The following is an 11,980-nucleotide window of genomic DNA, read 5'->3' on the forward strand; positions in this document are numbered from 1 at the left end:
CCTTAGAGGGATATAAATAAAAGTGATAAATTATGGCAAAGAAATTTGAAATACGAAACAGTACGATGGAATTCCTGACTTTCGTGGCAGAAGGTAAGGAACAAGGCATACAAGTGCTATACAAAGATGAAACAGTGTGGGCTACCCAAAAGGCCATGGCTATGCTCTTTGACTGCTCCGCAGATAACATCGGTTTGCATCTGAAAAACATATATGACACAAATGAATTGAACAAGGAGGCAACTACCGAGAAAATCTCGGTAGTTCAACAGGAAGGTGTGAGAGAGGTGCGACGCAACACACTGTTCTACAACCTTGATGCAATCATTTCGGTGGGCTATCGAGTCAACTCCATCCGTGCCACACAGTTTCGCCAATGGTGCACCTATGTCATTAGGCAGTTCTCTCTTCGGGGCTATATCATAGACAAGAAGCGTATGGAGAACGGCTCGTTTATCGGTGAGGACTACTTTGAGCATTTGCTGGCAGAGATACGTGAGATTAGATTGAGTGAACGAAGATTTTACCAAAAGCTCACGGATATATATGCTACAGCTGTTGACTACAATAAGGATGCACCTACCACACGTTTGTTCTATAAAAAAGTTCAGAATAAGATGCATTATGCAGTGCATGGGCATACAGCAGCAGAACTTATTGTTGAAAGAGCCAATGCAGAGAAAGAACACATGGGATTGACTACTTGGGAAAATGCACCTGATGGTAAAATCGTCAAGCCAGATGTAAGTATCGCCAAAAACTATCTAAAACAAGTGGAACTTGAAGATATGGGAAAACTTGTCAACTCTGTACTTGATTTAGCTGAACGTATGGCAAATCGACATATACCAATGACTATGGAAGATTGGGCTAAACGTATTGATATTATTCTTGAAGCTGGAGGTGATGCCGTATTACATGATGCAGGAAAGGTTTCTGCTGAATTTGCCAAGAGCTTTGCAGAGTCAGAGTTCGAAAAGTATCGTGTGATACAAGATAAATTATTCAACTCTGATTTTGATAAATTCAATTCTTTACCATTTGATGATATTAAGAATTGACAGTCTAAAGGGGATGAGGTGAACTCAAATCACCCCATCCTCCGCTTACTTGTCTATGTATGATGCAACAAAATAAACAATCGAAATGACCGTATAAAGGAAACACGGCAAGAATATCCAAAGCAAAGTCTTTACCCAACCATTCGACAACCACACACCTTCATTCCTTGACATCATATTAGACATGTCATAGAAATGGCGAGTGAGGATGTCCTTATTCGCCTTTCGGTGGTCTTCAAGAAGTTTAGACTCGTTTTCAATGAGTTTCTTCCTGTTGTTGATTGCCTGTTCCATATCGGCATCATCAACCTTAGCTTTGACAGTTATGTCTTTTACTTTGCCGATGTAGGCTTCAATAGCTTTGGTGACAGTATTCGCTTTATCTGAAGCTTCACTCAATTTGTCTTTTGCTTCATGCATGGAAGCAGTAGCCATTTCAACGCCACTTTTTGCCAAAGTCAAACTATTACCAGCATCCTTGTAGGCTTGAAGCTGTTGGTCAAACTTGTCCGAAGCCTTGTCCGTTTCGATATTCTTGTCAATCGAGTTCTCGAAAGATCCAAAATCCATATCCGAGATTTTGCTTTTACCTATCGGCATAGTTTCAATGTTGTTGATTAAACATTCGGTTATCTACCATACCCTTGCTTCTTGCGAGGTCTGCACAGGCGATTAGCCATCATAGCGCAACGATGCGCCCAAGACAGTTCATCCTCGTCCTTGTCTCGTCCCCAACTAGAGGTTGCACCACCTCCGCCACCGCCAGACTGGGCGGCAATGGTTGTGGCAGCATCAATGTATTCAGCAAAGAGAAGAATGGCGGTCTTCTGCACATCACCTATCTTGGCAAACACATTATCGGCATCCAAAGCTATATTCTTGTCGATGACATCCAGACAGTTCTGTGAAATGTCAACAGGATAATGATGAAACTCGTCCGTATAATAGTCGAAGTGACGTATCTTTGGAGTGTTGTCCGCTGTGGGCATGGGTTTGGGTACAGTCATAATCTTTGGTTGTTGGGTATTCTTTGTTGGAGTTGAAACTGGTTTCTCCAATTCTTGATGATGCAGCTTTGCCCAAGTACCTTCAATCTTTGAGGGCATCAGACAACGACCTTTGCCAAGTTCCGAGGACTTATAAATGGAGTTGCCTCGCTTGATGGCATATCCACGCACTTGTCCTTTGCTGTCGGATTGTAGTTTGATATCATATCCCGTTTGTGTGAGGCATTTTGTATATAGTCCCCAATCAAAGTACGGCATCTTAGTCAAAACGGAAAGGCAATCATTGGTTATCGCTTCCTTATTTTGGCGGCTCACTTCTTGTGCATCTTTCCAACCACGCTGTTGCCCAACCTTGGCGGCAGCAGCCATCGCTCTCTCGTAGATATAATGGGCATCATTCACGTTGCCCCTTATGTCTATGCGGTTCGCATCAATGTGAAGGTGCATAATGCCACTCTTGCTGTCACGATGGAGCGCAACTACATATTGGCTGTCTTTGAGGTTGGTTGCCTTTGCACTCTTGCGCTTCGACTTGGCTGAAAGGTCAACAGCATCAAACTCACGGATAAAGTCATCCGCCAACCTCTGCCAGTCCTTCATCGTCCAACCTTGCGTTTCCTCCGAGGTAGGGGAAACTTCAACGCGTATCATGTTACGTTTGAGCGGATGATAACGGTTCAACTTGTCCTCAAACTTCTTCTGCAAGGCAAGCATTCTCGCCCACATTGCAGTTGGGGAAATATCATCGGGCAAGAGATTGGTCTTTACAATCTCCGCCTTGTCCTTGTCTACTGAGTAACGTATGGCATTTGCGCCATGACTTATTATCTTTGCTTTTGCTATCATATATGTCGTATGTTCTATTGGGTTAAGTATTTCTCTATCTCAATCATGCGGTTCAAAATAACCTCTGCGCTTGTTCTCCATCGTTTCATGAAGATTTCGCTGCGGAGAATGTTCTCACGTTCCGTAAGCGGACGACCTTTGAGGAAGCCGAACAATTTCTGTATATCGCCCCTGGCATCCGAAAGGCTGTTCAAAGCCTCTATTTCTTTGTCAGTCAGGCGTAGTTTGGGATATTTGCCCTCCAACCGCTTGCGTGCGTATGCGCTTGTGGTCAGTCCACAAAGAGCAGCATATTCCGCTATCTCTTTATGAAGCTGTGGCGTAAGCCTTACTATCAGGCGGCTCGTGTATTTCGGTGCTTCCTTTTCTATATTTTTCTTATTCATACCAAGTATTGCTTCTATAAAGTGTGCAACCCAATGCGAGCTTGCGAGCGTTCAAGAAGTCCATTGGCATACGGACAAACGAAGTGCGTTTGTATGACATTGGTATTTCTTGCATAGCACCGCTATCAGAGTTTACGCACAAGCACGCTACGCACTGCGGTTGCACCAGTTCACAGACTTGTTGTATAACGGTTCTCAAATTACCCAAGCAACAGCAATTGTGGAGCGTCCTCCGCTTCCATCTGTTCTTTGAAGAATTGCCTTCTGGCTTCCGCCTCCAGTTCCATGTCAGAGATGCTTGGCGATGGAGCATCTAACGGCACGCAGTTTGTTGCTTTGCATTGAAGTCCGTCATTTTCCTATCAAGCAAGTCCTAACTAACTCATTCCATCAGTCTGTATCTCATCCACTCTATAAGTAGGATTACGATAGACTATCTTCTCCATCATCTCATTGAGGCGGTCTGCAATTCTGTCCCCATAGCGTTTGCGAATGTCCTTCGGGTCAAGATTCGTTGTCACAATGGTGAAAAGCTGGGCTTCGTATCTCTTTGTCAGCAGGTCAATGATTGGAGTTATGATGTTGCCGTAGTCCATCACCTCAACCGGCTCGGTACCCAAATCGTCAATGGCAAGCATGTCATCTTGTACCAGTTCAAGATACTTCGTATGATTGGTCTTGCAGAGTTGGGCAATCTGCAAAGCGTCAACAATGGTCAAACCATAACAAGCACCATAGGAACTTCCTGGGTCCGCCGTCGGTCTGCGGATTTGCAAACGGCTTATAAGGTTTCGCAAGGCTTTGAGCATGGTGGTCTTGCCGTTGCCGCATCCACCGCAAAGCACCATTCCAAATTTGGAAGAATCAGCGGTGAGCCATTTGGCTATCTGTCTAATCTGGTCATCAATGAACTCGTTATAAACAAATTTTCGATGACGGAACTGCACCTCTGCAATTACCGCTGCCAACAGAAGTTCATACGCTTTATCTTCGTTCACGGGCAATCTAAAACGTGCTATCATAGTCCGTCCCTTCTGTAGCAACTGGACATATTCTGCGATTCTCTTTTTGCTTGCTGAATCCATTTTTACTTTCTTTTTTACTGTTGAAATTTTCACTCGACTTCCTTATAAAAAGTTCTTTGTCTTTATCTTTTATAAGTGTCAAGTCATGCGTCAAACCATCTGTTAAGTTATTTGTCAAATCATCCGTCCATTCAAGCATTGTGTATTTGGACGGTACATGGCGTGATTTCCCCTCAATAAAAGAGATAAGCTTACGCTCGGCAAGGTGTTTCCGTGCTGTAATGACTGTTTGTCTTGAAAGGCGCAAATCATCGCATATCCTGGTAGTGGAACATACCAACGGCATTTTCCAATACCGCTTGTTGCTCTCGTTCACAAGGTACGCAAACAGAGCTATTTCACTGGCTGGCATTGGCGACATCATAGCGGAACGCCACAATTGGTTCATACATCCTATATAAGTCATGACATCACCAGTTTAAGGGTTTCGGCTTGCGCTTGTTTCCTGCAAGAATGGCTGCGTTCTCCTCCTCAGCCGTGAGAGGTACAGGATTCTTGCGGTTAGTCTCCAGCCACTTGTCAAGTTCATCTTGATAAAGGCAGTAACGCTTGCCCGGCTTGGTGGCAGGAATGCTGCCGTTTCCAAGTTTCATGTAGAGAGTTGCCATCGGCATTTTGAGATATGCCGATGCTTCCTCCACACTCATAGGTATGTGCGTGTTCGCCTTGTGTGGTTTGTTCTGTGATTGCAGACTGATGATCATCTGTTTCAGGCCCACCACTTCGTCCCGAAGCTGGGCAACGACCATTGGAAGGTCGTTGAAAGTTAATTCCTTTGTCATATACAAGTCATTAAAATAAACTGGGACAAAGGAACAGAATGATGCTTCCGTTACTGAGGTTCGTGACAGTCATTTGTCATTCACGAAGGAATAACTCTAACAATGGGGATTATTCGGGAATTTCCTCCGTCACATCATGGAAATCGTATCCACCATTGTTTGGCTCATCAATCGGAATGACATCATTGGAGCATGGTGCTTTCAGGTTCTTCAATGTGCTGTAGTCCAAGCCTTCAAACGGCTTTGGAAATAAAGCCTTGACAAAGGCTATTCGCATGGCCATTGTGTAATCACGTTTACCCAAACGTTCTGCGATATTCCACACGAAGTGCCTTAAAGGGATATTCTCAACATTTTCCTTGAAACGGTTTATTGCTGTCGGGGTATAGTTGGTGTCGTTGCTCCATTCCTTGACAGCCTCAATTACCTTATTCAAATCATCCTCATACAGAAACCTTGACATGGTACGATGCACATAGTCAAGTACGGCTCTTGTTCGCTTGTCCTTTTCCTCCTGTGCTTCTTTTTCTTGTGCCTCTACACGCTTGGTATAGTCCTCATGACTGTATTGTGCTGACTCTGTTTGTGGTAATGTTTGCTTTGGCTGTTCTTGTTCTGTTGCCGGCTCTGTTTCTACAACGTTTTTCTTTGTCTTGCTGTTGCTACCAATGGTCATCAGTTCATAGGGATAATTCACCATAGAAATGAATATCGCCCAAAGCAGGATATTGCTCCCAACAAAGATGATTGACTCGACAAACAGACTTTGGTGAAAGTCATTGCCTACATACATAGCCACGACAAGAGAGATGGCGAGAATTGCAGTACCAACAAAAGCGTAGATGGTACAATCTGAAGTTGTCTTGTTTTCTATCATTATTGTATTCGTTTTATTGTTATTCGTTCAAAAACTTCCACAAAGTTAGATGCAGAAGCATGTAAAAACCGCATTTACGTTCTCTGGCACTCCTTCTTTTACGCTTTATTAGCGTTCTAATATGATATCATACTCTGAATCATACTTTAAACTGATCGTTAGTGCCAGTTGCGGCTAATTGCTGACTACAAAGGTAAGGGCAAAGAAAATGGAAAATTGCAGTTCCTCTTCAATATCTATAGATATTAGGATGTATTTGTCGAATTGGTTCTATCCACGACAGCAAATAGAACCAACAAAACGAGAAAAGGACTATTGGAACACTATCATTCCAACAGTCCTTTTCTGCGTGTTATTGTCAAATGGTTACTTCTTCAAGGTGATACAGCCAACCGAAGCACGCTTCTGAGCATCGGAAATCTTGGCATACACCTCTGTCGTTGCCACATTCTTGTGACCGAGATAACGCTGCACAACCGCAATACTTGTTCCTGCGTCCAACTGGAGACAGGCAAAGCTGTGGCGTGAGCAATGATAGGAGATATGCTTGGTAATCCCTGCATCTTTCAGCCAGTTCTTCAATGGTGCCTGCGTCATGGAGTCTTTGAAATCGGGGAACACCTTGCCTCGTTTATCTGGTGAATAGCCTATCAGTTCCAAGGCTTCCTCACTGATTGGGTTATGCACGATGTCTTTTGTCTTCTGCATTCGTGTGGTGACATACATCACACCATCGCTGCCGTATGGCTGTATTTCCTCCCAAGTGAGTTTCTTAATGTCGCTCTTTCGCAATGCCGTTAGGCAAGAGAACAGGAAGGCTCTCTTCAAGGCAGGAGCAGAGCATGGTGTGGATGCCAAGCGTATAACCTCGTCTTGTGAAAGATGCTCCTTGTCAGTCGGAATGGTCTCGATGCGTTCCAGAAAGCCATTCGGGTTCTCCTTTATCTTGCGGTCACGATAGGCTGTGTGGATTGAAGCACGGAAAGTTGACCAGTAGTTGGCTGCCGAGTTGATATGTAGCTTTCTGTCCTTATGCAGTCCCTGTGGTGCTGTCAGCAGATACTCACGAAATCTGTTGCACAAGTCTACGTTTATCTCACCGAAGGTACACTTGCCTTGCGTGAATGTACGAAAGTGCATATAGACGTGTTGCCACTTGGAGTTCTTCTTGTCTGCCAGTTTCTTGAAGTAGGCGAGGAAATCTCCTTTCATCTTCTCCTTGTCGAAGAAATCATAACGCTCGTTGACGATAGCCTCAAAGCGACGGCAGCGTATCGCCTCAGCCCTTGCCGTAAGGTTGAGGTTGTACTTCTGTTCCGTCTGGTTCTTCGGCTTGGCATAGATGTAGATGCCAAGCGACTCATGGCGAATGACTTTCATCGTGCTCTCGTCACGATAGCCTGGATAATAGTCAAGATAATAGGACAGCATGTGTCCGTCCTTGATTTTGCGTGTACGCAATGATACGGTCTTGCAAATGTTGCTCATAACTGATATGTATTATTGATGAATATTCGTGGTGAAGTGTCTCTTCACGGCTGCAAAATAACTGAATGATGCATCCGTGACTCCAATTATTCATAGTAACTGATGGATAATGCTGAAATCACTTGCTTTCACAGTCCTTTAGCAGCTCTTTCTGCCATTGCACGCTCCACATCCGTCTTCAAAAGCAGGTTCTTTACACCCACTTTTACCTTGCTGATATGCTGAACTCTCACGATATGGCAGATGTTGGCACTTGTCAGACCATACAACTGCTGCACTTGGTCTGTGGTATAATAGCTGTCATCGCTCATGAGGTCAGTCCTGCGCAATTCTTCAATATGCTCCTTGGAATAATAGGTGCGACCATACTCACGTTTGGTCGGTATCTTATGGCGGTAGGTGTATGCCCTAAGTGCTGACTTGCTCATGCTAAAGGCTTCCTCTACATCATCAGCGGTCAGCCATTCCGTGATTCTGTTGATGTCAACGGCAGCACCGAAGAACTCATCAATATGCCGTTTGCTGTAATAGTTCTTGCCAGCGATACGGCACATCGGTATCTGGTTGCGCTTGGCGGATGTATAGAGCCAAGACTTCTTGACCTTATAAATGGACATCACTTCCTCGCCCGAATAATAGTCAAGCACCTCATTCTCCTCTTTCCCTTTTGTTGGTTCCTGGTTTTGTGTTGGCTTTTCTGTTTTTGCCTTTTTACTGAGCTTGCTCTTGCTGGCAGGAACCACACGCTTGTAGGGATTACCCTCAAACATCTTCTCTATATCAGCCTTTCTTACGAATGCCATTCGGCTGCTCAATCTTGATGCCTTCAACTTGCCGTTAGCCACAAGTTTGTAGATATACTGTCGGGTGCATCCCATCAGAATGGCTGCCTTTGAGAATGTAAGATACTCTTGATGTTGCAGATCCATGATTGGCTCAATACCGTTAATCAAGTCCTGCTGTCTTTTCTTCCTAAGACGTTTTGCCTCTGCCTGACATTCCTCGGAACAGTATTTCTGCATACCGCTTCTTGGCACGAATGTCTTGCCACAAAATTCACATTTTCTTGTCGGTCTCATACTCTTTGATATTACTATGTTCTACATACTTTGAGTATTCCACCTATGGAGTAAACGGAAGTGAACCATTGCCAACCTTTGTCAACCCTGTGCACGATATAACGCTTTTTTCCTATCAGCTTCAAATCTGTCCTTCATCGTAACCACTCGTAAATCATTGTAAACTACGTTCACGATATGACAAAATAAAAGCTCCGCAAATTCTCCACGGTAGAAATACGCTGCAAAAATATGTGGAAAATCGGGAACTGCCAAAAAGCATTCAGAAAGTGTTAAAAATCAAAGAGTATTGAAAATCAAGACTTTATGGTTAGTTAGTCATAGTAAGTTATGGTTAGTTATAAGGCTCTAAATACATAAAACAAAAAAGTTATGATAAAACCTATTATATATAACATATCATTATAAAGATATAGGATGCCTAAAGCTATATCATGTTTGCCTCGAAAAAGTATATGTAACATGTTTGAGACGATAATGTATACAAATACACCTAAACTAATAGAAATTATTTTTTTTACAATCATATCCTTTATTTTCTATTTCTTTATTATATATACTCACATATTATTAGGTGAATAATCATTCTTTCCAACACCTATTTCATAATGCCCATTAGGCATACAAATTGGCTTTAGTGTATACCTTTTCTTCGCCCAATCTACAGCGCGTTTTATAATAGCATTATCATAACTATTACTATTATCTGGGGGTGGGAAAAATAGATTTAATAAACGACCATTCCCAAACTGCTTGCCTACATATATCGTTTCTCCTGCCGCTCTTTCTGAGTTTTTTGTCCTTCTTAATACATTTCTATATTCATTCAATGTAAATGGTATTTGACCTATGGCATCAGTCCAATATGGAACCCCTTCTACTTCTACCATTAAATACCCATTTCCAGAATTACCTTCAGCTTTCCAATCTCCACTACCTCCAGCACGATAACTAAACATGGATCTATCAACTTCTAAAAAAGAAATGATATCATCCCAAGTAAAATGTTTAAAACTATCAGATTTTCTAATGTTAGTACTTACAAAAAGTAATGGCATATAATTATCTGCAGAGGATTCAAACCATTGAATACCTTTAGCATACAAATCTTTCGCTGTAATATTAGTGCGATTGGCTTGATGATTATCTAATGTAAATAAATAAGCACCTCTTGAATTTCTAACATCCAATGTATCACCATTTATATCCGTAAATTTTAAAGGATTACCAAGACAATACGCATAAGGTGTCGAGTTTGGATATTTCTCTGCAAATCTATCCACACTCATCCACAGACTAATCCTTGGATCGTAGTATCTTGCACCATAGTAGTACATACCTGTTTCCTCATCATACTCCTTGGCATTGAAGAGGTAAGGCGTGTTCCACGTATTGTTGCGCTCCTCAATGAATAATTCTCCGAAAGGCACATACTCGATGTGCAGCACCACCTCACCGTCAAGGTTGGTGATGTAGCCGGAGCTACCCAAGTGATTGGGATGGTAGTAGAACTGCATCCGCTCGTATTCCTCGGTATCGTGGAAGTTGTTGGAAACAGCTCGTGTTTTCAACATCTTCGCCCTTGCAGCTTCCGGTGAATTATCATTACAACAGAAGCCTTGTCCGCTTACATAGTCATTGTTGTCCTCACCATTGTAAGGCACACCGAAGTCGGCATAGTTGTCCTTGATGACTTGTTGTTGACGGTTATACTTCGACTGATAGTCCACAGAGATTCCATCCGCTTCCGTTCCTGCGTAAGGTATGCGCCTTGGATTTGCACCATAGCTGGCGAGGTCGCCAAGTTTGCTGGCGATACGTTGGCTTCCGATGTAGATGTGCTTGGTGTACTTGCCACCCTGACTTGCCACAAGGTAGGGGCTAACATAGAGGGAGAACTTGGCGGTATTGGTTACAACTCCCGAGAACTCAGAGTTGACATATATCTGCTCGCCCTCACCGCTCGACTTCACGGTGCGCTCACCATCGGCATCGTACCAATAGTTGGCAACAAAGCCGTTCTCATCACTTGCCAAGAGACGGTTCTCTTCATCCCACAGATGTTTTTTCTCCTTCACACCCTCATCTTCCACACCGTCTTTCTTCACTCTGCCGGTGTTGATATAGACAAGATTACCGTTGGCATCGTAGAGGTATCTGTGTCCGTTGTCGATCTTTTCCTTGGGTGTTCCCTCGGTGCGATAGTTCAAGTCCTCGACCTTGGAGAGCTGGAACTTGTGACCCAAAGAATCCTGATAGGTATAGGTCAGATCATATCCTGCATTGAGCGTACCATTGAACTGTACACCTTGTTGGGTAAGGTGCTGGCTCTTTGACTTGATGCGGTTCATATTGTCATAGCTCATCGCAAGGGTATAGGATGCGCTCTTGTTATCCGCACACCACGATAGGTGCCGCTTGCGCTTGTCAGGCGATAGAGGGCATCATAACCATAGGTATGGCTCATCTGACCACCTGCCTTGCCACTCTGTGGCAGCGGTGCTGCATTGGCGATGGAGAGGACGTTGCTCACGGCATCATAGCTGTAAGCGTTATCCATAATCGTGCCGGCAGAAGAGGTCACGGCAAGGTTTTGCAGTCTGCGACGTTGTGGGTCGTAGGTGTAGAACGTTTCCACTCCGTTACGATACTTCGAGTAGCTTCGCTGCTCGAACTTGTAGTAACTAATCTTTTGCATGTTCACAGAATATCCCTTATAAAAAAGCCCTCATTGATAGGGATTGTTTTTATGGAACCATTGGATAGAATCTCTAATTTTAAAGGGAACGGATAATTCCAATCCTTTATAGACTTGTACCTAAATTTTGGTATTGCCTTGCCCTTTATTATCCAAGTCTTTCTTAACAACCCACCAGCATATTTGGTGCCATATAAAACAACTAAATGATTTCCCCAAAATAAATACCCATCATACTTGTCTCTATCGTAATATGGCATAGGACGCCAAAATACGAACTGCTTTTTACCTTGCTGCCAAAAGCGAACTTCGTAAAGGACAGCAGGGTTATTTTTTATATATGCATGAAGGGTGTGTTCTAGATTATTATTGAAAAATACGGTAGTTTTATTGGCTTTACAATCACAATCCACAAACCTCCCTATGTCCTTAACCCTGATGATATTATTTTTGTTAACCTCAAATAGCTCTTGTGTCGGCTCAGAGTTGACGCTACTATAATAAGCATTTTTATATCCATGTATGTTATCTTTAAATCGCAGAAGTTCTTTCTCGTTTACTAGATTACGCCTGTTAATACTATCTGTTTGAAAGTAGGTGATAAGTCGACCCTTATAAATAAAGTACCCATCTACGAAATCAGGATTATAAGTATTAGAACTTGTTAAATA

The 11,980-nt window shown here is 43.1% G+C and carries 11 protein-coding genes and 1 pseudogene; 1 reads left to right on the forward strand and 11 read right to left on the reverse strand.

Annotation, left to right across the window (positions count from 1 at the left end; all coding sequences use genetic code 11):
- Nucleotides 1-32 precede the first annotated feature (32 nt).
- Nucleotides 33-1,061 (forward strand): virulence RhuM family protein, encoded by a 1,029-nt coding sequence (locus M3089_RS10680; protein ID WP_249084032.1) that lies wholly within the window; start codon nt 33-35, stop codon nt 1,059-1,061.
- A 45-nt stretch (nt 1,062-1,106) separates the two neighbouring features.
- Here M3089_RS10680 and M3089_RS10685 read toward each other — a convergent pair whose 3' ends face one another.
- From M3089_RS10685 to M3089_RS10735, 11 genes and pseudogenes are all read right to left on the reverse strand, one after another.
- Complete coding sequence (locus M3089_RS10685) at nt 1,107-1,661, reverse strand: hypothetical protein (RefSeq protein ID WP_249084034.1); 555 nt, start codon at nt 1,659-1,661, stop codon at nt 1,107-1,109.
- Between the two features lie 29 nt (nt 1,662-1,690).
- Entirely contained in the window at nt 1,691-2,914 is a 1,224-nt protein-coding gene (locus tag M3089_RS10690; protein ID WP_249084041.1) for a relaxase/mobilization nuclease domain-containing protein, read from the reverse strand.
- Nucleotides 2,915-2,928: 14 nt separating this feature from the next.
- Nucleotides 2,929-3,300, reverse strand: coding sequence for a plasmid mobilization protein (locus tag M3089_RS10695; RefSeq protein ID WP_249084043.1), 372 nt, complete (start codon nt 3,298-3,300; stop codon nt 2,929-2,931).
- Between the two features lie 377 nt (nt 3,301-3,677).
- Nucleotides 3,678-4,385, reverse strand: coding sequence for a P-loop NTPase family protein (locus M3089_RS10700; protein ID WP_249084046.1), 708 nt, complete (start codon nt 4,383-4,385; stop codon nt 3,678-3,680).
- On the reverse strand, nt 4,306-4,791 hold the full coding sequence (locus M3089_RS10705; protein ID WP_249084047.1) for a hypothetical protein: 486 nt from the start codon (nt 4,789-4,791) through the stop codon (nt 4,306-4,308). Before M3089_RS10705 ends, M3089_RS10700 begins: the two co-directional genes overlap by 80 nt.
- Before the next feature lie 4 nt (nt 4,792-4,795).
- Entirely contained in the window at nt 4,796-5,167 is a 372-nt protein-coding gene (locus M3089_RS10710) for a helix-turn-helix domain-containing protein (protein WP_249084050.1), read from the reverse strand.
- A gap of 109 nt (nt 5,168-5,276) precedes the next feature.
- Nucleotides 5,277-6,044, reverse strand: a complete 768-nt coding sequence (locus M3089_RS10715; RefSeq protein WP_249084054.1) for a hypothetical protein — start codon at nt 6,042-6,044, stop codon at nt 5,277-5,279.
- A gap of 366 nt (nt 6,045-6,410) precedes the next feature.
- A complete protein-coding gene (locus tag M3089_RS10720) occupies nt 6,411-7,532 on the reverse strand; it encodes a site-specific integrase (RefSeq protein ID WP_249084055.1) in 1,122 nt (373 codons plus the stop codon).
- Nucleotides 7,533-7,660: 128 nt separating this feature from the next.
- Complete coding sequence (locus M3089_RS10725; protein WP_249084056.1) at nt 7,661-8,611, reverse strand: helix-turn-helix domain-containing protein; 951 nt, start codon at nt 8,609-8,611, stop codon at nt 7,661-7,663.
- Nucleotides 8,612-9,795: 1,184 nt separating this feature from the next.
- Nucleotides 9,796-11,315, reverse strand: a pseudogene (locus tag M3089_RS10730) (RHS repeat domain-containing protein); the annotation flags it as partial.
- A partial coding sequence (locus tag M3089_RS10735; protein WP_249084058.1) for a hypothetical protein occupies nt 11,312-11,980 on the reverse strand: 669 nt, incomplete at its 5' end. The gene M3089_RS10735 and the pseudogene M3089_RS10730, both read right to left, overlap by 4 nt.

Source organism: Marseilla massiliensis (assembly GCF_023336985.1).
Classification (GTDB): Bacteria; Bacteroidota; Bacteroidia; order Bacteroidales; family Bacteroidaceae; genus Prevotella; species Prevotella intestinigallinarum.

What these genes read in the sequence shown, in the direction of transcription:
- M3089_RS10680 (WP_249084032.1), top strand. Translation starts at nt 33, where the DNA reads ATGGCAAAGAAATTTGAAATACGAAACAGTACGATGGAATTCCTGACT.
- M3089_RS10685 (WP_249084034.1), bottom strand. Translation starts at nt 1,661, where the DNA reads ATGCCGATAGGTAAAAGCAAAATCTCGGATATGGATTTTGGATCTTTC.
- M3089_RS10690 (WP_249084041.1), bottom strand. Translation starts at nt 2,914, where the DNA reads ATGATAGCAAAAGCAAAGATAATAAGTCATGGCGCAAATGCCATACGT.
- M3089_RS10695 (WP_249084043.1), bottom strand. Translation starts at nt 3,300, where the DNA reads ATGAATAAGAAAAATATAGAAAAGGAAGCACCGAAATACACGAGCCGC.
- M3089_RS10700 (WP_249084046.1), bottom strand. Translation starts at nt 4,385, where the DNA reads ATGGATTCAGCAAGCAAAAAGAGAATCGCAGAATATGTCCAGTTGCTA.
- M3089_RS10705 (WP_249084047.1), bottom strand. Translation starts at nt 4,791, where the DNA reads ATGACTTATATAGGATGTATGAACCAATTGTGGCGTTCCGCTATGATG.
- M3089_RS10710 (WP_249084050.1), bottom strand. Translation starts at nt 5,167, where the DNA reads ATGACAAAGGAATTAACTTTCAACGACCTTCCAATGGTCGTTGCCCAG.
- M3089_RS10715 (WP_249084054.1), bottom strand. Translation starts at nt 6,044, where the DNA reads ATGATAGAAAACAAGACAACTTCAGATTGTACCATCTACGCTTTTGTT.
- M3089_RS10720 (WP_249084055.1), bottom strand. Translation starts at nt 7,532, where the DNA reads ATGAGCAACATTTGCAAGACCGTATCATTGCGTACACGCAAAATCAAG.
- M3089_RS10725 (WP_249084056.1), bottom strand. Translation starts at nt 8,611, where the DNA reads ATGAGACCGACAAGAAAATGTGAATTTTGTGGCAAGACATTCGTGCCA.